At 49.8% G+C, this 22,394-nt stretch carries 18 protein-coding genes and 1 pseudogene; 10 read left to right on the top strand and 9 right to left on the bottom strand.

Translation table 11 applies throughout. From position 1 onward, the window contains the following. Nucleotides 1-11 precede the first annotated feature (11 nt). Nucleotides 12-1,199 (top strand): aminotransferase class I/II-fold pyridoxal phosphate-dependent enzyme, encoded by a 1,188-nt coding sequence (locus A7975_RS21980; protein ID WP_053372769.1) that lies wholly within the window; start codon nt 12-14, stop codon nt 1,197-1,199. 45 nt (nt 1,200-1,244) lie between these two features. On the opposite strand, the gene A7975_RS21975 is transcribed toward A7975_RS21980, so the two are convergent. Beyond that, the gene (locus tag A7975_RS21975; RefSeq protein ID WP_065386541.1) at nt 1,245-2,981 is read right to left on the bottom strand and encodes a HAMP domain-containing sensor histidine kinase; all 1,737 of its coding nucleotides are present in this window, start codon (nt 2,979-2,981) and stop codon (nt 1,245-1,247) included. After that, entirely contained in the window at nt 2,978-3,718 is a 741-nt protein-coding gene (locus A7975_RS21970) for a response regulator transcription factor (protein ID WP_065386862.1), read from the bottom strand. Before A7975_RS21970 ends, A7975_RS21975 begins: the two co-directional genes overlap by 4 nt. 107 nt (nt 3,719-3,825) lie before the next feature. Here A7975_RS21970 and A7975_RS21965 point away from each other — a divergent pair, with 107 nt between their 5' ends. Further along, a complete protein-coding gene (locus tag A7975_RS21965; RefSeq protein ID WP_255314437.1) occupies nt 3,826-5,064 on the top strand; it encodes a DUF418 domain-containing protein in 1,239 nt (412 codons plus the stop codon). 155 nt (nt 5,065-5,219) lie between these two features. On the opposite strand, the gene A7975_RS21960 is transcribed toward A7975_RS21965, so the two are convergent. The 3 genes and pseudogenes from A7975_RS21960 to A7975_RS21950 all read right to left on the bottom strand — a co-directional run bounded on the left by A7975_RS21960 (nt 5,220) and on the right by A7975_RS21950 (nt 7,824). Beyond that, nucleotides 5,220-6,359, bottom strand: coding sequence for a winged helix DNA-binding domain-containing protein (locus A7975_RS21960; RefSeq protein WP_053372766.1), 1,140 nt, complete (start codon nt 6,357-6,359; stop codon nt 5,220-5,222). A gap of 259 nt (nt 6,360-6,618) precedes the next feature. Continuing rightward, nucleotides 6,619-6,840 (bottom strand): annotated as a pseudogene (locus A7975_RS35055) (hypothetical protein); the annotation flags it as partial. 81 nt (nt 6,841-6,921) lie between these two features. Continuing rightward, nucleotides 6,922-7,824 carry a manganese catalase family protein gene (locus A7975_RS21950; protein WP_053372764.1) on the bottom strand — a complete coding sequence of 301 codons (903 nt, stop codon included), beginning with the start codon at nt 7,822-7,824 and terminating at the stop codon, nt 6,922-6,924. A gap of 225 nt (nt 7,825-8,049) precedes the next feature. On the opposite strand from A7975_RS21950, the gene A7975_RS21945 reads away from it, so the two are divergent. From A7975_RS21945 to fumC, 4 genes are all read left to right on the top strand, one after another. After that, nucleotides 8,050-8,361, top strand: coding sequence for a Dabb family protein (locus A7975_RS21945; RefSeq protein ID WP_053372763.1), 312 nt, complete (start codon nt 8,050-8,052; stop codon nt 8,359-8,361). Nucleotides 8,362-8,459: 98 nt separating this feature from the next. Then, complete coding sequence (locus tag A7975_RS21940) at nt 8,460-9,128, top strand: bifunctional 2-keto-4-hydroxyglutarate aldolase/2-keto-3-deoxy-6-phosphogluconate aldolase (protein WP_053372762.1); 669 nt, start codon at nt 8,460-8,462, stop codon at nt 9,126-9,128. Nucleotides 9,129-9,229: 101 nt separating this feature from the next. After that, nucleotides 9,230-9,949 (top strand): glycoside hydrolase family 43 protein, encoded by a 720-nt coding sequence (locus tag A7975_RS21935; RefSeq protein ID WP_065386540.1) that lies wholly within the window; start codon nt 9,230-9,232, stop codon nt 9,947-9,949. Nucleotides 9,950-10,140: 191 nt separating this feature from the next. Continuing rightward, nucleotides 10,141-11,526 carry a class II fumarate hydratase gene (gene fumC / locus A7975_RS21930; RefSeq protein ID WP_053372760.1) on the top strand — a complete coding sequence of 462 codons (1,386 nt, stop codon included), beginning with the start codon at nt 10,141-10,143 and terminating at the stop codon, nt 11,524-11,526. Nucleotides 11,527-11,585: 59 nt separating this feature from the next. On the opposite strand, the gene A7975_RS21925 is transcribed toward fumC, so the two are convergent. After that, nucleotides 11,586-12,140 carry a guanylate kinase gene (locus A7975_RS21925; protein ID WP_065386539.1) on the bottom strand — a complete coding sequence of 185 codons (555 nt, stop codon included), beginning with the start codon at nt 12,138-12,140 and terminating at the stop codon, nt 11,586-11,588. 182 nt (nt 12,141-12,322) lie between these two features. On the opposite strand from A7975_RS21925, the gene A7975_RS21920 reads away from it, so the two are divergent. Further along, nucleotides 12,323-14,263 carry an ABC-F family ATP-binding cassette domain-containing protein gene (locus A7975_RS21920; RefSeq protein WP_065386538.1) on the top strand — a complete coding sequence of 647 codons (1,941 nt, stop codon included), beginning with the start codon at nt 12,323-12,325 and terminating at the stop codon, nt 14,261-14,263. Nucleotides 14,264-14,316: 53 nt separating this feature from the next. Beyond that, a complete protein-coding gene (locus tag A7975_RS21915; protein ID WP_065386537.1) occupies nt 14,317-14,949 on the top strand; it encodes a fumarylacetoacetate hydrolase family protein in 633 nt (210 codons plus the stop codon). A 152-nt stretch (nt 14,950-15,101) separates the two neighbouring features. On the opposite strand, the gene A7975_RS21910 is transcribed toward A7975_RS21915, so the two are convergent. Then, a complete protein-coding gene (locus tag A7975_RS21910; protein WP_053372756.1) occupies nt 15,102-15,560 on the bottom strand; it encodes a Dps family protein in 459 nt (152 codons plus the stop codon). Between the two features lie 702 nt (nt 15,561-16,262). Here A7975_RS21910 and A7975_RS21905 point away from each other — a divergent pair. After that, nucleotides 16,263-17,423, top strand: a complete 1,161-nt coding sequence (locus tag A7975_RS21905; RefSeq protein WP_483295927.1) for a carbohydrate-binding module family 20 domain-containing protein — start codon at nt 16,263-16,265, stop codon at nt 17,421-17,423. 83 nt (nt 17,424-17,506) lie between these two features. On the opposite strand, the gene A7975_RS21900 is transcribed toward A7975_RS21905, so the two are convergent. Together A7975_RS21900 and A7975_RS21895 are read right to left on the bottom strand one after the other, a co-directional pair. Continuing rightward, entirely contained in the window at nt 17,507-19,471 is a 1,965-nt protein-coding gene (locus A7975_RS21900) for a glycoside hydrolase family 15 protein (RefSeq protein WP_065386536.1), read from the bottom strand. 4 nt (nt 19,472-19,475) lie between these two features. Beyond that, the gene (locus tag A7975_RS21895; RefSeq protein WP_053372754.1) at nt 19,476-20,504 is read right to left on the bottom strand and encodes a LacI family DNA-binding transcriptional regulator; all 1,029 of its coding nucleotides are present in this window, start codon (nt 20,502-20,504) and stop codon (nt 19,476-19,478) included. A gap of 498 nt (nt 20,505-21,002) precedes the next feature. Here A7975_RS21895 and A7975_RS21890 point away from each other — a divergent pair, with 498 nt between their 5' ends. After that, the gene (locus A7975_RS21890) at nt 21,003-22,322 is read left to right on the top strand and encodes a sugar ABC transporter substrate-binding protein (protein ID WP_065386535.1); all 1,320 of its coding nucleotides are present in this window, start codon (nt 21,003-21,005) and stop codon (nt 22,320-22,322) included. Nucleotides 22,323-22,394 lie beyond the last annotated feature (72 nt).

The following is a 22,394-nucleotide window of genomic DNA, read 5'->3' as shown; positions in this document are numbered from 1 at the left end:
GGAGTATAGGTATGAAAACATGGTCGATGAACGAGATGATTTCCCCGGTGGTGCAGCAGATTCCGCCTTCGGGCATTCGCAAATTTTTCAGCATGGCAGAGGGCAATAAGGATATTATTTCGCTTGGCGTAGGGGAGCCTGATTTCGTAACGCCGGAAAATGTCAGGGCTGCCTGCGTCCGTGCATTGGAGCTCGGCAAAACCTCTTATACGCCAAATGCGGGACTTCTTGAGCTTAGGGAAGAGATCGCTAGCTATTTGTACAATGGCTTCCAAGTGAAATATGAGCCAACGAATGAAGTGCTCGTGACAGTAGGGGGAAGCGAGGCGATCGATCTTGCGCTGCGGGCATTAATCGGGCCTGGCGACGAGATCATTGTGCCCGTTCCAAGCTATATAGCTTATTCGCCTATTGCACAGCTTAATGGCGGGAAGACCGTCGAGGTCGAAACGTTCGCGAAGGATGAATTTAAACTGAAGGCTGAAGCTTTGCAGGCGGTGCTGACGCCGCGCTCGAAGGTGCTCATTATTAACTACCCTAATAATCCGACAGGCGGGATCATGACCCTGCAAGACTGGCTGCCGATCATAAAGCTTGTGGAGGAAAACAACCTTATCGTCATTTCGGATGAGATATATGCAGAGCTGACCTATGATGAGAAGCATGTGAGCTTCGCCTCGCTGCCGGGGATGAGGGAGCGAACGCTGCTTATAAGCGGCTTCTCCAAAGCTTTTGCGATGACGGGCTGGAGGATCGGTTATGCTTGCGGCCATCAGGAGCTAATAGCTGCGATGCTGAAAATCCACCAATACACCGTCATGTGCGCGCCTATCATCGGTCAGATCGCAGCGATTGAATCACTGCGAAACGGCTTGGAGGCGAAGGACATGATGATGGAGTCATACGCTCAGCGTAGACGGATGTTCGTGAAGAGCCTTAGGGAAATCGGCTTGCCTTGCCATGAGCCGCGAGGAGCGTTTTATGCGTTTCCGTCGATTGCGCACACGGGACTTAGCTCCGATGATTTTGCGCAAAAGCTGCTGTTCGACGCAGGCGTGGCTACCGTGCCTGGGCATGTGTTTGGTCTTGGCGGCGAAGGGTTCATTCGCTGCTCCTACGCATCCTCCGTATCCAGGCTTACGGAAGCAGTCGACCGAATCGATCGCTGCTTAAAGGCTTCAGGCCTGCCGCGGATATGAAGAAGGGGGCCTGCGAAAGGCCCCCTTGCCGTCAAAGCAATACTATCAGTCGATTGGAAAATAAATGTGGATGGTGGTGCCCTCGTGGGGAGCCGATTGTACCTCGATGCGCCCTTGGTGCGCTTCTACAATCATTTTGGAGATGCTCATGCCAAGGCCGGAGCCGTCGCTTGATTCCTCGGTGTTGGTACCGCGGTAATATCGCTCGAACAGGTTGCGGATCGTCTCTTCATCCATGCCTTTTCCATCGTCGCAGACGCGGATGAATGCCTCGTCATTCAGCATGCCGCTTGAGGCAGTCACCGTGATGCCGGGAGCATTATGCTTCACCGCGTTGGATATCAGATTATCCATGAGCCTTTGCAGCCATTTTTCATTGCCGCATATGACGACGGGAAGCTCATCCCCCTCGTAGCGGAGCTCGACCTCCGTAAGAGTTGCATCGTTGACATATTTTAATAGGGATCTTCTAACGAGCTCCGTGAGCTCGATTTTGCTCCGCTCCATGGGCAAAGGACCTTGCTTTAGCTGATAAATGTGCGAGAAATCGGTTATCAGATCCAGCATATAATCGCTTTTCTCGCGAATCATTTTCCCCATATCCTGAAGCTCATCCGTGCTCCAGCTCGTAGGCGTGCTTTCCAAAATATAACCATAACCTTGAATGGTAGAGAGCGGCGTGCGCAGATCATGCGAGATGCCGGCCATCCATTCTTCTCTTGTCTTCTCCAGCTGCAGCCGGTCCTTCTCCGTTCGCGCTAACCGTTCCGCCATTTGATAAAAGGCTGCGATTACCTCTCGGTAGAGGCGGTAGCGTATCCGAAGCTTGCCGCTGCGGCGGAATACTTTTCGGCGATCCTTCGGCGTAAGCACTTCTTCATAAAGACCGCTGCCCATGCGCTCGAACCATCCGGAGAACAAGATGAGCGGCTGCCCGTAACGGTAGCCATGCCAAATGGAGATAGCAAGCGACAGCAGCAGGATGGAGCCGCCTACCCAAATAAAGATTCGTATAATCTCTTTGAGCATAGGCTGCTTGGTGAACGTTCCCCGCTCGTTTGGCGTATGCATGATCCAAGTCATCCCGCTTGCTGACGGCTGATATACGGCTATATTCGTGTCGTAATCGCCGGGGCTTTGCTGCATGGACAGCACTTCCAAGGGCTCATAAATGTTGAATGCCGAGTTTTTAGCGCCAATCGTCTGGACGCTGTTGCCCGCCTGATCGAGGATCAGCAGATAGCTGTCCGTTTCCAGCAGCTTGGCAAGCAGGTCATCTTTATGCTGTTCGTTTACGAGTCCATTTTGCTGGTAGGACGTATACCAAGCAGTCAGCTTCTCTAGCTGCGGGCTCTTGTAGCCGAGCAGAAAGTATAGCGGAGAGCTGTATGTCTGATCGAGCTCACTGTCTACGAGGTATGGACCGAATTTGCCGGTTTGCTGAATCGACAACAGCTGCGTAACCGAATAAGAGGAAGGCTGATCGGCAGGCGTATTAATGGTGTATATCGCGTTGCCCTTAGAGTCGATAACCTGAAGCCACATCTCGCGATCTTCAATGAGCTGCTTCCAATGCGCAGACAGCTTGAGCTCGTCACTCTCGTAGTAGCTTCCCGCTACAATGGAGCTGATCGCACCGGTAGGAAAGTTTCGTTTGAGATCGTCATTCATTAGTTTGCTGATGAGGATAAGGAACAGCAAGACCATTGCAATGAAGATAAGGATGGAATAGATAATGAGCTGGTAGGTAAAATGAAAAGCCAATCGACGTTGAATCTTCATAGCTTTGCGGGCTCCTTGGCTAATTTATGGCCTAACCCGCGTACGGTAAGCAAATGCGTCGGCATGCTGGGATCGTATTCAATCCTCTCCCGTATTCTTCGGATATGGACCATGACCGTATTGTCATCGCCCACGCCGTCAATGCCCCATACGGCTTCATAAAGCTGGCCCTTGGAGAAGACGATGCCAGGATTTTTGCAAAAATGCAGCAGCAGCTGAAAAACTTGGGCAGGGCACAGGACCGGCTTCTGATCAACCAGCAGCTCGCCGGCTGCTTCATTCAGCTGAAATCGGCCAAAGCTATAGATTCGCTGTGCGTTTAAAGGGTTCATGAAAGGAGGAGCCGCGCTTGAAGCGGTGTCCATTCCATCCATTCGGCGCAGTCGCGCTTTGATTCGGGCAGCGATTTCCAAAGGATTAAACGGCTTTGTAATATAATCATCGCCGCCCAGCGCGAATCCGGTCAATATATCCAGATCGGAGGCTTTGGCGGTTAAAAATAAAATATGCGGGTTGCCGAGCTGCCTGATTTTGGAGCACAGCTCAAAGCCGCTGCCGTCCGGAAGCATCACATCCAGCAGCACGATATCAGCGCCGTATCGAGCGATCGTATCGAGTGCTTCTTGGCAGGTTCCTGCTGTATAAATGTGCTGAAAACCTTCCTTCTGAAGGACAAGCTGCAGCATTTTAACGATAGACGGTTCATCATCAACGATAACAATGTTATTCATATTCATCACCCGATTATATGCTAGCATACAAACCTTAACAGAAGTTGAACACGGCTGGAAAAAATTAAGCTGATGTTATAGTTCTGTTTTTCACTTGTTCAAGAAGAGTCATTATGATTGTGGCAGAGGTGATGGAGATGGTTAACCAAATTGAAACAGGGAGCCGCATTCGTATTATTGATGCGATTAGAGGCTTCTGCTTGCTCGGCATATTGATTGCCAATATGATTATTTTTCAATACGGCATTTACGGAAGAGAAACGATGAAGTTTTTCAACCCTTCCAAGCTGGACGTTGTGACGCATCAATGGCTGCTTATTTTAGTGGAAGGCAGCTTTATGCCGATCTTTATGTTCTTGTTCGGGTACAGCTTGTTTAAGCTGAGGGAAAGCTTGGTGTCAAAGGGAATTAAACCGGGAAAACCGCTGGTGCGGCGCTTTCTAATGCTGATGGCGCTTGGCCTTTTGCACAGCATATTGCTGTGGGAGGGCGATATTTTGCTCACATACGGGATAACGGGCTTCTGCTTATTGTTATTCGTCAAAAGAAAGCCAAAGACGCTGGTGATCTGGGGCTTTATTCTAAGCGTATTCATAGCGGGCATTAGCTACGGGTTAAAGGACGATACGCCAAAAGAGAAGGAAAGCATGAAGCGGTACGTGGAGCAATCGATTGCGGTTTATGGCGAGGGAACCTATTTGGAGGTTATGGATTTTCGCATGAATGAAGATCCGCTGGACCTGCCGGAAGCGGTAATCATTATGCTTGTTTTTTTAATGCCATTGGTGCTGCTCCCGATGTTTTTGTTCGGCATTGCGGCTGCCAATAAACAGTGGTTCCATAATCCGAAGCGGGAGAGGCACCGATATATATGGGCGACCGCGCTCTTTCTGCCGATTGGTATTTTGCTGAAGAGCCTTGCCGTGCTGCAGCCCGAAGGTGCATGGAGCGGCCTGCTGACAACAGCCGGGGCGGAGCTGCTGGCGCTCGGTTATATATTTGGGCTTGCGCTCGTATTGTCCTTTTTATCGAAGCGTTCGATGATTATAGCGGCATTCGAGGCGGTGGGACGGATGTCTATGACCAATTACTTGATGCAATCGGTTATTTGTACTACTTTATTTTACGGTTATGGCCTTGGCTGGTTCGGGGAAATCGGGATGTTAAACGGTTTTCTTCTCGCGATTCTCCTTTATGCCATTCAAGCGATCGTGTCCAGTTATTTGCTGCGAGTATTTAAAAATGGCCCTTTAGAGCGGTTGCTGCGGATGTGGACGTATTGGTCGTTTAGCGGCAAGTCGAAGGCATCGCGCAAAATAACGGAGACGCCGGATGTGAATACGGCGGTGTAGGTAATGGAGCGTATGGTTAATGGCGTTGCGGATGGGGAAGAAAGCTTGAGCTAGGTGAAGCTGGTTAGGAAGAGACAGTTAGATGCCTGTGGTGAGGGCGTTAAGGAGCGGCCGGTAGTGCGGTCGGCTCCTTTTTTTGTTTGCTTCAGCAGCTTTTAATCGGAGCCGACAAATCGGATGTCATGCGAGCGGGAGGACGCTGCCGCAAACGAAAGGAGCTTAGCTCCTTCCGCTGCCAGCGCTTCGCGATCCGCATCATTTAACGGCTCGAAAGGCTGAATGATTAAAGCAGCCGACTGGCGGGTTTGTTCTATTTTCCAAATGCCGCGCACGAATCCATCTATTAGAAAGGTAGATCGAATGATGCCGTTTATCGTAAACACAAGCGGTTTGTGCTTCTCGCTAATGATCCGGCTGCGGTCGAAATAGGAGAGCAGCATGTTGTCGAACTCGGATAGGAACCTTGCTGGAGCAACCGTGTCGGCAGGCGGCAAGGGAGCACCCGGCAGATCGAACAGTTCATTGCCCTGCTCATCTGAGAAGGTGCGAAGACGCGGACGCATATGCTCGACTGTCTCATGAAGCTTGCTCAGACCTGACCAGATTTGCATGTCTTTAATGGAAGAAGGGCCAAAGGCAGCTAGGTAGCGAATCAGCATGTCTTCTATAGAAGGCTCAGCTGCCATAGGCTCGCCTAGCCAAGCTTCCGCAGACGTATGCCTCGCTTGGCCGCTAGATCCCCATATTCCGCGGGGCGGCACTTGAACAAGCGGGACGAATGTTCGGATCACACTTGCGAGGGTTGCTGGATCGTGATCCGGCCATGCCGCTCCGAGCAGCTTGCCGAGTTCATTTGCGGTGTGCGGCTGCTCCTCCACAAGTGCGCGCCCCGCTGCACTAACCGCCTGTAAATCTAAGCCGCGGAGCTCTTTGCCGTATGAACCCAGCAGGCTTTTCTCTATTGCCGGCTGAATCAAGGGGCGAAGCGCCAAGCAATCGCGCGCGCTGACCAAATGGATCGTGGAGCGCATTAGTGCAATGCGCACCACTTGCCGCTTCTTTAAAAGCGCAGAGAGCTGATCCTGGTGGAAGCCCTCAAGCCGGGTCCATAGCGCAAAATAAGGCGGATTAGGCGCTTGTGCTTGGATCGCAACTAATTTTTCGATTGCTTCAAGTACGGAGAGGCTCGTGCGGCGCAGCAGCATTTGCCGCTCCAGCAAAGCCCGATTAAGCTGGCGCGTACTTAGGATGGGTGCCAAGGCGGTACCAGCCTGCTGAGCTTTAACGGTAGGCATGCTGCAATCTCCTCCACATTAGTTATTGTTGTTCATTATTAACTTAATTGTAATCGGCAAACCCTGACAGCATTATGTCAGCGTTGATTGGTCATGTGAAATAAATGTGCGGATGAGATGAAATGCTTCATCGGCCTGTGATGACGGTCGGGGCATGCTGCGCCGTACCCTGCATTTTGTGCAGCAGAAAGCTCACATTAGGGGCGTAAGAAGATGCTGCGTTGCAGAAATGCAGCAGAAGAGCTCGTCGTGGCGGGAAATTTGAAGCATAGCTGTGCTTCTCTCTATCCATATCTTTAATATGGCTCTGAAAATCGTCGCACTCCAGCCCGAAACGGCCGAACTCCGGAAGAAAGGCGAAATCAAGAAATTGAGATTTGCGATTCCAATCATATATTTCATATTCGGGATGCAAATTGCGAAAAGTGCCGAAGACCGGCCAACATACATTTTGCAGCAGAAAAAAACGCCCCAAAGCCACATGAGTGGCATTAGGACGTTCTTCGTCTGCTCAAAGTATAACATTCTCTTTAGCAGGCTCCACGTGAATGGCAAACGATCATTACTCCGTAATATTTCCGGCCTGCTTCAAACGCTTAGCGATTGCCTTAAACTCCTCGGTGGAAATGCCCGGCGCGAATTCCTCTTCGACCGCAGGCGCTTCCGGGATCGGAAACCCTTTTGGCGAGCCTTGAATGACTTCTAGCGGAAGCCCGTCTTCCGGATGCGTCCCTTTCCAGATCTGATCAATCGCGGTAAAGTCGCTGTCGCTCCATGTGTACAGCTTCGTGTGCGCGCCTTTTTCTTCATATTTCCTTGCTTCATTAAATGACTTGTTGCTTAGAGACGGAATCGGCACCAATTTGGTGACGTTCACGCCTGTTGCGATTTCCAGAGCTTTGGCATAAGCGACTACGTGAACGCCGCCCCGAACGAGCAGAAAGCCTACAACTGCGCGCGCAGCCGGATGGTCCGTCGTTTCATATACTTTCATTTTATGCGTTCTGGCGCCGCATTCGAGGAAGAAATTATGCAGCAAATCTTCCACCAGATTGCCGCTGTTGAACACATGGGCACCCGTCCACGGATTGCCCATAGAGTCGAACGGCATAGCGCCTTGAGCTCCGGCAAGGAAATGATAGGACAAACGTGCGTCCTTAGCAGAACCGAGCGGAGTTTGATCCGGTTCTTTATAGCTTGTCGTGCCCCTCAAGCATTTATTAATCGCATGCGAAACCAACTCGACATGGCCAAGCTCCTCTGCGGTTATGCTCATCACCAAGTCGTAGAAAGGTTTCAGCTTTTCTTTTGAACGGAAATTAAAAGATTGAAATAGGTAATTGTTTAGCGTAGACATTTCTCCGAACTTTCCGCCTAACAATTCTTGTATGGCGGCCGCAGCGTTTGCATCCGGCTTCTCGACATCCGGGATCTCGATCATAATTTCATCCATGCGTCTGAACATTATTTTCTCAACCTCCTAATTTATGAACTAGTCTTACCCTAGTAGGTTAAACTTAGCTGGACAAGGTTAAACATAAATCGGTTGTTAGCGGCATGCAGCACAAAAACTCTGGCGAAAAATGTAAAATTTCTGCAGTTAAAATGTCGAAGGCGTTCCATTCGGAGGCTTGTTTATGTTATTTTTAAAGGAATAATATTATTTCATATGGAGGAAGGAGCGATTCATATGTCGACGCAATCGAAAGAGTGGATTTTGCATTCGGTTATTTTTAGCTTGAAGCATGGGCAGGGATCGGAGGCGGAACGCCGGTTTTTGGAGGATGGAGAGCGCATTTTGACATCAATCCCAACCGTAACCAACTTTCAGGTCTATAAGCAGGTAAGCGGCAAAAATGAGTACAGCCACGGCTTTGCCATGGAATTTGCGAATCAAGCGGATTATGAGGCGTATAATGAGCATCCGCTTCATGTGCAGTTTGTTAACGAACGTTGGGTGACGGAAGTCGAAAAGTTTCTAGAAATCGATTATAAAAAGTAGAATTACGATTGATGATTTAATAGAAACGACATATAATGAGCGTTATAGAGGGAACATTTTCGAACAATAACGAACGAAATAGGAAGAGGGACTAGCAGATGAAAAAGCTTAAAGTGCTGCAGCAGCTTACGGATGCGGGCGTTGTAGCGGTATTGCGTGCAGACTCGCCAGAAGAAGTAGTGGAAATGTCACGCCGTGCGATTAAGGGCGGAATCAAAGCGATCGAAATTACGATGACGGTGCCTTTTGCGCTACGTGCAATCGAGCAGCTATCGAAGGAATATTCGAGCGACGTATCTCCTGAAGCGGACAACTTCGCCATTATCGGCGTTGGCACCGTGCTTGACCCGGAGACGGCGCGCGCTGCTATTCTAGCAGGGGCCGAATATGTGGTTTCGCCAGCGCTTAACCCGGATACAATCAAGCTTTGCAACAGATATTCGATTCCGATCTTGCCAGGCACGATGACCATTCACGAAATTCAAACCGCGCTTGAGCTCGGAGTAGATATCGTTAAGCTGTTCCCGGGCAATCTGTACTCTCCAAGTGTCATTCCTTCCATAAAAGGCCCGTTGCCGCAGGCTAACGTCATGCCGACCGGCGGCGTATCGCTCGACAATTTGAAGGACTGGATTAAAGCAGGCGCAGTAGCGGTCGGCATTGGTTCCGATCTGACGAAGGATGCTGTCAAAACCGGCGACTTCTCACTCATTGAGAAAAAAGCTGCCGCCTACATCGCAGCGTACCGCGAAGCGAAAGGGCTGTAACCTAAAACCCCTGATAGAGAGGAAACGCCTCTGTCAGGGGTTTTTCTCCATTTGTCTCCCAAGTTATTCAGCGAAACTAACTCTAGGAGGATATCCAGCCCATGATTTCTCGTGAACAAATCCGAATTCGTGATCCGTACATACTCGTGAGTGAACAGGAGCAATGTTATTACCTTTATGGAACGACAGACGATAACGTCTGGTCCGGCCCGGGAACAGGCTTTGATACGTACAAAAGCACGGATCTTGAGCAATGGGACGGGCCTTATCCAGCCTTTCGTCCGGCAGCGGGCTTTTGGGCGGATCATCATTTTTGGGCGCCTGAGGTTTATTTTCACAAGGACAGCTATTATATGTTCGCTTCCTTCAAATCGGAGGATAAACGCAGAGCTACGCAAATTTTAAAAGCAGACGGCCCGCTTGGCCCGTTCGAGCCGATCAGCAGCACCCCGGTCACGCCGCCCGAGTGGGAGTGTCTGGACGGTACGCTGCACATTGACGAGAATGGAGCGCCATGGATGGTATTTTGCCAGGAATGGGTACAGGTGAAGGATGGGAAAATGTGCGCGATTCCTCTGACCGAGGATTTGAGCGAAGCGGCAGGAGAGCCCATTGCGCTATTCGCGGCTTCCGAGGCGCCTTGGACGGTTGCTGGCGGCGAGGAGAAGAACGTATACGTAACAGACGGCCCTTTCCTATTCAAAAATAAAGCAGGCGAGCTGCTGATGCTAGCGATGCATACGCCAAACAATCAGCCCAACGAGCGGGCGGTATTCATAGAGGTAGAAGAAATGGACGGCACGATTCGCCGAAAACAATAAGAGCTGCATCGAACGGGGAAATGCGCGGAGGCGTTATTTTACAGCTCAACTAATGTTCGAATTCCTGTCAATTGTTTGGGCATCTTCCGATCGTTTTGAGCCGGATTGCTTGATTCTCGCCTAGATTAGCGTTATAACAGAAACAGGGTCATGAAGTGACAAACCAAATGGTTAAAGGAGTCGTTCAATTAATGGATTATCGGATTGAGAAGGACACGATGGGTGAAATTCAAGTTCCTGCGGACAAGCTTTGGGGAGCGCAAACACAACGCAGCCTGCAAAACTTTAAAATTAGCGGAGAGCGCATGCCGATTGAAGTCGTTTATGCGATGGCTTACATCAAAAAAGCAGCCGCACAAGCCAACGAGAAGCTCGGCGTTTTGGATGCGGCAAAATCGGCTATTATCGGTGAAGCGGTAGACGAAATCGTAGCAGGCAAATGGGATGACCATTTCCCGCTCGTTGTATGGCAAACAGGCAGCGGCACGCAAACAAACATGAACGTAAATGAAGTTATTGCGAACCGTGCGAACGGGCTTTTGGCAGAACGCGGCAGCGATGTGCGCATTCACCCGAACGATGACGTTAACCGCTCGCAAAGCTCGAACGATACTTTCCCTGCCGCTATGCATATCGCAGGCGTTATCGCGCTTGAGAACCGGTTGCTTCCATCACTTGATTTGCTTAATGGGACGCTTCGCGCGAAAGCGGAGAAGTTTAACGATATCGTAAAAATCGGCCGTACCCATCTTCAGGATGCTACGCCAATTACACTTGGCCAAGAAATTAGCGGCTGGTATTCGATGCTGGACAGAACGCGCGCTATGCTCGTGCAAAGCGTAGACACGATGCGCGATTTGGCGCTTGGCGGTACGGCTGTCGGCACAGGTCTTAACGCGCACCCGGATTTTGCGGTTGCAGTTGCGGCGGAAGTAACGGCTCTTACTGGCAAAACATTCGTGACAGCGGAGAACAAATTCCACTCGCTCACAAGCCACGATCAAATCGTATATACGCATGGCGCTGTTAAAGCACTTGCTGCTGATTTGATGAAAATCGCCAACGACGTAAGATGGCTCGCAAGCGGACCGCGCTGCGGCATCGGCGAAATCTCGATCCCTGAGAACGAGCCGGGCAGCTCCATCATGCCGGGTAAAGTAAACCCAACGCAAAGCGAAGCTTTGACGATGGCGGTATGTCAAGTTATCGGCAACGATACAGCGATTTCGATGGCAGCAAGCCAAGGCAACTTCGAGCTGAACGTGTTCAAGCCTGTCATTATTTATAACTTCTTGCAATCGGTAGCTTTGCTGGCTGACGGCATGGTTTCGTTCAATGACAATTGCGCAATCGGCATCGAGCCAAACGAAGCGGTAATCAAGCGCAATCTAGATCAATCGCTGATGCTCGTTACCGCGCTTAACCCGCATATCGGCTATGAGAACGCAGCTGCTATCGCGAAAAACGCACACAAAAAAGGACTTACGCTTAAGGAATCGGCTATCGCAAGCGGCCTGCTTACTTCCGAGCAGTTCGACGAGTTTGTTCGTCCGGAGAACATGATCGGAAAACGTTAATAATAAAAAAGGGCCGGCGCACGTCATGTGATGACGATGCGCCGGCCCTTTTTCTGTTTTTATTTTAAATAGCTGTCTATGATGGCTCTGATTTGCTGAGCCGTTCGCTCAAGCGACAAATTCTCGATCACATGCTCGCAAGCTTTGCGGTAGGTGACCTCCTCGGAATAATGGCGCAGGTAGCTGTCGATTATTTCGTACGGCGTACCTTTGCTCTCAAGCCGCTCGGATACTGTATTCTTGTCGACGTAGAGGAAAATACGAATGGCACGGTCACCGTAAAGCTTGCAAATCGTATCCGAGCCGTCGCGATTTAGAATGAGATAGACGCTATTTCCGGCTTGAAGCGCCATATCTAGATAACGTTTGCCGATTCCGTAGCGGTATTGGTCGATTTTGACTGATTCGGTAAAGAGGCCCTCGGCTTGCATTTGATCGAACTTCTCTTTGCTCACATAGCGATAGTCCAGATCGGGACGCTCTTTGTCACGCGGCGGCCGATCCGTACAGGAGGGTATATGCGCGATGCCGGTTCCTTGCAGCGCTTTATGCGCCGCGGTTTTGCGGCCCGAGCCGCTAGTGCCTGTAAATATAAACAAGTAAGGCTTGCCCATGCGGAATCACTCCTTCCTCATACTACTTATATCGGCAGATGGGTCGTTCATTATGATTGCTTCCGAAAGCATGGGAAAAGGGGCTTGTAAGGCTGCTGCCAAGTGAAGAAATGGCCTTTTTGTGGTATGATACGAGAGGCTGCTACCCGCAGCTATACTATTCGAAAAAGTAGGTTTGCCTTATGCATTTATTGTCTGTTGAACATATAACGAAGAGCTATGGCGAGAAGCTTTTGTTCGAAAATGTAACGTTTGGCGTAGAGGATGGCGATAAAGTCGGCATCATCGGCGTGAACGGTACAGGGAAGTCGACCTTTCTTAAAGTAATCGCGGGCCTCGATACGGCGGATTCCGGTACGGTGTCAATCGGCAACCGGGTAACGGTAAGAATGCTGGCACAGGACCCGGTGTTCGCTCCGAACGAAACGGCGCTGGAGCATGTGCTTGGCGGAGATTCGCCGCAGCTAAGAGCTGTTCAGGCGTATGCCGCGGCTATGGAAGCGATCGAGCTGAAACCGAGCGATGAAGCGCTGCAGGAGAAGCTGATCAAGGCGAATCAGCTCATGGATGAGTTTGATGCTTGGCAGCTCGAGAGCGATGCAAAGATGGCGCTGTCGAAGCTAGGCATCAACGATTTTGAAGCGAAGGTAGAGACGCTGTCCGGCGGTCAGCGCAAGCGTGTCGCTATGGCGGCCGCGCTATTGCTTCCGTCGGATGTGCTTATTCTTGACGAGCCTACGAACCATATCGATAATGATTCGGTTGCGTGGCTGGAAGGCATGCTGCAAAAGCGCAGAGGCGCGCTTCTCATGATTACGCATGATCGTTATTTCCTTGACCGTGTCAGCAATCGGGTCATTGAGCTGGACAAAGGCCAAGCTCACTTTTACCAAGCGAACTACAGCCGTTTTCTAGAGCTGAAGCTCGACCGTGAAGAACGCGAAGCGGCAACGGAATCGAAACGCCAGAACTTGCTGCGCAATGAGCTTGCTTGGATTAGACGCGGCGCCAAAGCGAGAACGACGAAGCAGAAGGCGCGTATCGATCGGTTTGAGGCGCTCAAAGCGGATGCGCCGAAGCAAGCTGGCGGCAAGATGGACGTATCCGTTGCTTCGACAAGGCTGGGCCGAAAAATCGTTGAAATCGAAGACGTTACGAAAGGCTTCGGCGATCGCACGCTTATTCGTGATTTTAGCTATATTGCCGTTCCTGAGGATCGTGTTGGCATCGTCGGGCGCAACGGAAGCGGGAAATCTACGCTGATGAAGCTCATTACCGGCCAATTAACGCCGGATGAAGGCACGGTCGAGCTTGGCGCAACGGTTAAGCTGGGCTGGTTCTCGCAGGAGCATGAGGAAATGGATCAATCGCTGCGGGTGATTGAATATATTCGCGAGGGTGCAGAGCAGGTCAAAACCGGAGATGGCACAACGATTTCGGCAGCTCAAATGCTGGAGCGGTTCCTCTTCTCGCCAACGATGCAATGGACGCCGATCTCCAAGCTGTCCGGCGGCGAGAAACGCCGCTTGCAGCTGCTGCGCGTATTAATGAACGCGCCGAATGTGCTGCTGCTGGATGAGCCGACGAATGATTTGGATATATCGACATTAACGGTGCTTGAAGATTATTTGGATGATTTTCCGGGAGTCGTGTTTGTTGTCTCCCATGATCGTTATTTTCTAGACCGTACGGTGGATAAGATCATAGCATTCGAGGGTAACGGCGTTATTGCCCATCATACAGGCAACTACTCGGATTATCAGGCGTTTGTCGAAAAGCATGGCAATGTTGCGCCGGCGGATGCGGCTGCTCCTAAACCGGCAGCAGCCGTTGATTCCAGCAGCAAGGCTGCATCTGCGCCTATGCCTGCGAAACCGGCAGGCAAGTCGCTTAAAATGTCCTACAAGGATCAACGGGACTTTGAGCAAATCGACGGCTGGATTGAAGAGGCGGAAACCGCGCTCAGCAACATTGCTGTCCGCATGGAAGAAGCAAGCAGCGATTCCGCGCGATTGCAGGAGCTGATGTTGGAGCAGCAGCAGCTGGAAGAGAAGCTGGAGCAGCTTATGGACCGCTGGGCAGAGCTTAACGAATTGGCAGAGCAGATAGCTGCCCAGAAGTAAAAGCGCAAATATGGATTGCATAACACGAACAGGATAGAGAGGCGGCATGATTCATGAGCACAAGTGAAATTCGCAACATTTATTGCATTGGCCGTAATTATAGACTTCACGCATTGGAGCTGGGCAATGAGGTGCCAGACGAGCCGCTCGTATTCACGAAGCCGTCTCACGCTGTTGTTCCGATGGCAGGCAATGTTGTCGAGCTGCCGGGAAATGTAGGCGAGGTGCATTTTGAGCTGGAAATCGTGCTGAGAATCGGGCGCGCTTACGAGACGGGTATCGATACCGAGCTTTGCATCGACGGCATGGCGCTTGGTCTGGACTTAACGCTTCGGGACGTACAATCCAAGCTGAAGGCGAAGGGTCAGCCTTGGCTTGCGGCCAAAGGCTTCAAAAGCTCAGCCCCGCTTGGCGAATGGCTGCCTTATCCGGGAGCAGCAGCGCTTGCGGAGGATGAATTTGTTCTGCTGCGCAACGGCGAAGAGGCACAGCGCGGCAAAGCAAGCGATATGCTGTTTGATGTTTCCGAGCTCATTAAGTATGTAGGCGAGAATTACGGGCTTGGCGTCGGCGATATCCTGTATACAGGAACGCCTGCTGGCGTAGCTGCTTTGCATGAGGGCGACCAGCTGCAAGCGCTATGGGCGGGATCGCCTGTTGGCAGCTGCAGTGTGAAGCTTGTTTAAGTTTTGATATAGTTTAGCGGGCAGTTCTTCCAACCGTTGTTGGAAGAGCTGTTTTTTTGTTATAGGGCTATCTTCATATGAACGAACGCAAACGAGGATGCCCCAGGAGCCGCTTATGCTCCTGAGACACCCTCGTCTTATGCTGTAGCAGCTTATTTACCGTTAAATGCGCTCAGCATCCATACATGCTTCTCAAGCGTAGTATGAATAGCAAGAAGCATATCGGCTGTCGTTTCGTCATCAGCTTTTTGAGCGGCTTCCATGCCTTCCTTCAGCTCGCCGATAACCGTCGTGAAATCCGTAATTAATTGATCAACCATCTGAGTGGCGTCCTCTTTGTTGGAAGCTTCCTCAATGCTTGAAGTTTTCAAATAATCCTTCATCGTTGCGATTGGCGTGCCTTTCACCGCTAGCAGACGCTCTGCAATCTCATCGACGTGAAGCGCAGCTTCCTCATAAAGCTCTTGGAACTTTGCATGCAAAGTGAAAAACTGGGAGCCCTTCACATACCAGTGGTAATTATGAAGCTTGATGTAAAGCACGCTCCAGTTGGCAATTTGGCGGTTCAAATGTTGTTGTACGGTTGTGTTGGTTTTCGTTGTTGTTGTCATTGTAATCATCCTTTCTGATGGTAGTCTGCGCTATTTGCAGTCTGTGAATACGAAAATGGTAATGTTGATTGTGATTGGGTCGACCAAATAACGATTTAGACTAACTCTTTGTTTATAATTATTACAAACTAGAAGAGGTTTGTCAATATTAATAAACCAATTTCTTCGAAATGAAACAGGGTGTTGATTTTTTCTGCAAAACCCGAGTAGAGGAGGGGGAGATAAATAGGCGTAGAAAACATGTCGAAAAACCGCCGTTAGCACGTATATGCGCTAACGGCGAAAGAGAAACCCTAGTGTGTGGCCTGTAAGCATCCATTTGTGCTTATCGAGCAGTCTCGTCGCAGAAACCACGCTTAAAAACGCTCTCAACACTCATATGCTAACTGTTTTCACGGTCTACGCTGCAGTTACTGCAATAGAAACCTCACAACAGACTGCGTTCCAATCGTTCTAGCGCAGCGATGCCGTACGACACGAAAAAAGCTCCAAAAAAAGCAGGAGATCCAATTCTACTCCGCCTAAATAGAGCGCTTACAAAAAAACGATTGAAAAAATTATACACCATAAAATATAGTAGAAAATACAAAGTGAAACGTTTAATCAAATGCCTGTACATTTTGCATTCGTACCGGGGTAAACAATCTTGACTTTGAATTTTACCGCGCAGCAACGAACGCTTTCGGCAATTTCTCGGAGACGATGAGCTCCTTCGGTTCTATGCTGACGCAAACGAGCAGCGATTATTCCTATGAGAATCAAGCGGTTACGTTCCTCGACAACCATGATGTCACACGTTTCCGTTACATCCAGTCGAACAATAAGCCTTATCATGCTGCTCTTGCCGCTTTGCTAACGTCACGCGGTACGCCAAATATTTATTACGGTACCGAGCAATATGTCTCCTCAGTGGATAGCAGTGACATTGCAGGCAGGCCGTTTATGCAGAAAGCGGCTGCTTTCGATGAGACGACAACCGCCTTTAAGGTCATTAAGGAGCTATCCGCCCTGCGCAAAACCAATGAAGCAGTCGCTTACGGCACCACTTCCATCCTGTACAGCACGGACAATGTGCTCGTCTATCAGCGCCAGTTCTACGACAAGCAAGTTATCGTCGCTATAAACAGGCAGCCTGACCTTTCCTATACCGTTCCTGCCATTAATACAACGTTGCCGACTGGAACATACAGCGATGTGCTGGGCGGCGCTTCAAATCCAGTAACAAGCGTATCGGGTCAAAATAAAATTTCCAGCTTCACGCTCTCTGGCGGCGAAGTGAATGTGTGGTCCTATAACCCTTCGCTTGGCACCACGGTTCCTAGAATTGGCGATGTTGTATCGACGTCCGGCCGTCCAGGCAACACCGTTTATATTTATGGAACGGGCTTAGGCGGATCGGCTACAGTGAAATTCGGAACGGTTGCCGCAACGGTCGTTTCCAACAATGATACGTTTATCGAGGCCGTTGTACCTGCTGTAGCGGCTGGCGCTAGCGGCATCACGGTTACAAAAGGCACGAATGTCAGCAACAGCTTCACTTACGAGGTGCTGTCAGGCGATCAAGTGCAGGTCATCTTTAAAGTGAATGCCACAACCGCAGTCGGTCAAAATATCCATATCGTCGGAAGCATTCCTGAGCTTGGCAGCTGGGATCCGGCAAAATCGACCGAAGCGATGCTCAATCCCAATTATCCGGTTTGGTTCCTGCAGGTCAGCGTACCGAAGGGGACGACCTTCGAGTTCAAATTCATTAAGAAGGACAGTCTTGGCAATGTAATCTGGGAGAGCGGAACCAATCGATCGTTTACCTCGCCATCCAGCTCTACGGGAACGGCGGACACATCCGTCTTTACTTGGTCATAATGTTTCGCTAAAAAAGCCTATAGCGCAGCAAAAAAAAGCCGACGGTGGAAATCTACCGTCGGCTTTTATTGCTTGTTATTTTATTATACTTGAGCAGTCGCGCCAGTCTTATTCTCCGCTTCCGCAAGCATGAAGATCGTCAAGATAAACATCGCATGCGACCATGTTAGCGGGACAACCCAAGCCGTTTCGCCTGTGTTTTTGTCCACCTGCTCAGGGAGCAAGCCCGTCTCTGTACGGTGATCGAGCGCCCACTTCAGCAATTGCTTCGCTTCGCTTAGGCTGCCGGTTTCAATGCGATAATGAGCAAGCCATAGAGTAGTAAGAATCCATGGATTGCCGCCAATATAAATATCATCCTCATAACGCTTGATGCCGCCTACGCCCGGTACGGTCAATGCGGCATCAACGGCATCGGCCGTGCGGCGCATATGGTCATGGTCGGCAGCAACGGCGCCGAATGGAACCGCGATGCCGAGCAAGCTGACATCAATGATAGGATCGTGGTTGAGCGTATATTTTTGGTAGCCTTTTATGCCCTCTGATACAAATCCTGCAGCGCCGGAAGCGATCGCTTGCTCGTACTTGCCAGCTTGAACGGTAAGATTGACGCCGCGGTAGAACCTGCCGCCTTCTTCATTCCAGCATAGCTCCTTGATGGACGCTGAAATCCGCTCTGCCGCAGCCTTCCACTCCGCTGCAAGCTTAGAACGTCCAGCAAGCTCCGCAAAGCTGGCAGCAGCCGTCAAACCGCCGTAAACGGCAGCAGAGGAGTACGTATGTGATGCTTCGCGCTCTTCCCATAGGTCGATGCTCGGTTTAGGCAATCCGCTCTCCGAATCCAAGAAGTTAATGAGGAAGGAGGCGCCTTTCTCCACGGCCGGCCATACCTTCTCGGCAAACGCATGATCCTTCTGCTCCAAATGATGCTGCCACATCCCCCAAATGATCGACGAGCCTTCATCGATTTGAAGACCCCATGATGGAGCTAAGCTGCCATCATGATAATGACGCTGTTGCCAGGAGCCGTCAGGCGATTGCGCGGTAAGCGTCCAAGCGTAGAAGCTGTCGGATAACGAGCCGAGGCCTGCTTTATCAAGCGCGGTCGTAATGAATGCGGCATCTCGGCCCCAACAATAGGAATAACCGCCGCAGCGTACAAAGTTTTCATCAAATTCGGGAGCGGCAATGATGCTTCCAGTTTGCTCGTCAGACATCAGCTTAAACATAAGCAGGGAGCGGTCGTACAAGTCGGAAATTTCGGCATCGTCTATCGGACATGGCGCTGCCTCTGCGAGGAAGTTGGTCCAGTAAGCCGTCGTCTCAGCGATCCATTCCGCGCTTGGTTTGCTTTTTGCAGTACGCATTTGTTGCAATACGCTTTCTTCATCGTGACCGGCGGTTAAATAGACGGGAATCGTCACGGATGCGCCGGCTGCCAGCTCGTCGATGCGCCATTTTAAGGCGCCGTCTGGCCTCATATCGATGTTCTTTCCGTTTAGCTCGCCTTGCTGAACCATATCCCAAGCCAGTCCGGATTGGTAACCAGTGCATACGTTTGCACTTGAAAGCGCAAAATAGTACTTATGGCGAAAATGAACCAATGAATCGTTATCGACATTAAACATCGTCGTATTGTATAGCTGATTCTCGCTCACTAGGAAAGAGGAATGCACGATAAACGAGAAGGAAGCAGGCTGATTGCTGCTGTTCGTGAAGGTATATTCACGAACGATAATATCTTGACCCGGTACGGCAAGATGGAGGCTGTCTACTTGAATAGGCTGCTGCTCCGAGCGGGCGCTAACGCCCAAAATGTTTGTTTTGTCCGCGTATTTAGCTTCATGCTTCCAGCCATCCGCGTCTTCATCAAACCAAGATACGGGTAATTGATCCCATTGAATGCCTGTGCGAATCGCATCGACATGCTGCGGCAGGTCGATGTTCGGCCACCACAGGCGATACATTTTGCCTGTGCGGCCAAGCGATGCGAGAAACTTGGAATTGCCGATAATGGCATCCACTAAAAACGGTTTTTTATTTGACATGCTGTCAACTCCTTTTGGTTACGGTTTGAATCGAAGATTCGCGAACGATCAGCCTATGCGGAATAATCATGCGGTTTTGATGCACGCTCTCCTCTTGAATTAACCGGATTAACATTTGCGAAGCCGTGTAGCCAAGCTGGTATGTTCCTATATCGATAGAGCTGATCGGCGGCGTGGCAAGCTCGGATAGGGCAATGTTATTAAAGCTAACGAGGCTGAGATCATCCGGCACTTTGTAGCCAAGTTCAGTCAAGCCGCGCAATACACCGAAGCCGACAACGTCGTCAATAACGACAAGGCCGCTAGGGCGTTCAGGCAGACTCATCATAAATGACATCGCACGATAGCCGCTTTGCTGTAAAAATTCGCCCTCAACGATCCATTCCGATTTGACGGGCAGCCCAGCCTCTTGCATCGCTCTGCGGTACCCTTTCATGCGGTCATGCGCAACGGTTAGAGAAGGAGGTCCGCTCACGAAGCCGATTCTTTCATGGCCTTGGAGAATCAAATGCTGAGTCGCATCGTAGGCTGCTTGTTCATTATTATTATCGACAGATAGAATGTTAGGACGGTCTTCCGTGCGCCCAATCAATACAGTAGGGAAGTTATGTTTGTTCAATAGATCAATTAAGGGGTCATTTACCCTGGAGGATAATAGTATTACGCCGTCAACTCTGCGCCCAAACACAAGGCGGGAAATCGTTTCGGTCTCGTCGCTTGGCGAGGTGGCGGCAGTAAGCAGCATATCGTAGCCTGCGCGCGTTGATTGTGTCAGTATGCCGCGCAGCAGCTCGCCAAAGAAGAAATCCTGGAACAGCTCTTCCGCAGGACGTGGCAGCATGATCGCTAACGTCTGGGTTGTCTTTGATACGAGGCTCTTCGCCATCACATTCGGATGATAGCCCATATCCTCCATTATTCGTTTAACCTTCTGGGTAGTTGCCTTACTAATACGAGGGTGGTTGGACACAACCCTGGATACAGTAGAGGGCGATACACCGGCTGCTTTCGCAATATCTTTAATGGTTACCATATATAGTTGAGCCCCCATCGCGCAAATCGTTTGTGCTTGTGCTAATATGCTTCATCCTAATGCAACTGTTGTCTAAAAGTAAATATATATCTTAGGAAAGCGTTATACAAATGATAAAAAACTGAAGCAGAAAGAGAAAACAGGCGAAAATCAAAGCTAACATATTATTTTTCCGGAAAATTGAACTGTGCAAACGTTTTAACAAACCGCATGCCCTGTTGTATGATGAAAACACGAATAGAACGCTTACAAGACAATTTTACGGTCATAAAAAATTGTGAAACGGCTAATAAACCGATTTCGCAGCATTTTCTAGCGATTCTTGTACAAACGTTTGCGCTTGCCGTGTCCGTCGTTTAAAATGGCATAGCGGTTCTAATTATTACGCATATTGTTTGTACGAAATCGGCATTTTATGAAGATGGGCTCAAGGAATTGTTTGGAAGGCGCTAGTTCAAAAAAAGGCATGAAACACATTATGGAGGGGGATCACCTAGCATGAAAAAGTGGTTTGTAATGTCATTAATTGTAGCCTTGTTTATCGTTTCCGCATGCGGCGGATCAAACAAAGGCGGCAACACAGAAAAAGCTGGCAACGCAACTAATGCTCCAGCGAACAATACAGAAAACAACAAAACAGATGAAGGCGCAGCAGCAGAAGATATCGTTCCTGAAGAAGGCGCATCGCTTCTAGTATGGGAAAGTAAAGAAGAGCGTCCTTTCGTTGAAGCCATTGCGAAGGAGTTCACTGCAAAATACGGCATCGAAATTAAATTCGAGGAAATCGGCGCAGGCGATCAAGTTAACAAGCTTGTTACTGACGGTCCTGCAGGTCTTGGCGCAGACGTTGTTTTGTTCCCGCACGATAACCTTGGTAAAGCCGTTACAGCGGGCCTAGTATTGCCAAATGATTTCTACGAAGAGCAATCCAAAAGCGCGAACTCAGAAATCGCCGTAAACGCGGTTACTTACGACGGCGTACTTTACGGATACCCGCGTTCGGTAGAAACTTACGCGCTGTTTTATAACAAGGCTCTAATCAAAGAAGCTCCAAAAACGTTTGACGAGGTTGTAGCGTTCTCCAAAACGTTTAACGACACGAAAAACAACAAATACGGTTTGATGTGGGATGTAGGCAACTTCTACTTCAGCTATCCGTTCATCTCCACTGGCGGTTATGTATACGGCGATAACGGTCAAAACAAAGAAGATATCGGCCTTAACACAGAAGGCGCAATCGCTGGCCTGAAATACTACGGCTCGCTTAAAAACAGCATCTTGCCTTTGAATTCCGGGGATATCAACTACGATATTAAAAAAGGTTTGTTCATTGGCGGAACGCTGGCAATGGATATTAACGGTCCTTGGACAATTGGCGATTACAGAAACGCAGGAATTGATTTCGGCGTAGCTCCATTGCCTAGCATTAACGGCCAACCGGCTTCTTCCTTCTCTGGCATCAAAGCTTGGTATGTTAACTCATTCTCGAAATACCCGAACGCAGCCCGTCTATTCTCCTACTATGCTTCGACTAAAGAAGCACAGTTGAAAAACTTTGAGCTCACAGGTGCGATTCCTGCGAACATCGAAGCGGCAGCAGACGCTACCGTACAAGGAAACGAAGTTGTTAAAGGCTTCCTAGAGCAGTTCAACCAATCGACGCCAATGCCATCTATCCCTGAGATGGGTAACGTATGGAGCCCAATCGGCGCAGCTTTCGCTGACGTATGGAACTCCGGCAAGGATGCAAAAGAAGCGCTCGACAATGCGGTTCAACAAATCAAAGATGCAAACAATGGCGCAGCAACAGCAAAATAATATCATCTAATCGGGTTTACCCGCCGAAGCTGTTCGGCGGGTAAACCGATGTTTATTAGCCGCTTGCGTTAA

The organism is Bacillus sp. FJAT-26390 (assembly GCF_001682865.1).
Lineage (GTDB): Bacteria > Bacillota > Bacilli > Paenibacillales > Paenibacillaceae > Pristimantibacillus.
The sequence above is the reverse complement of the archived record's forward strand: the minus strand, read 5'-3'. Positions and strand labels throughout refer to the sequence as shown.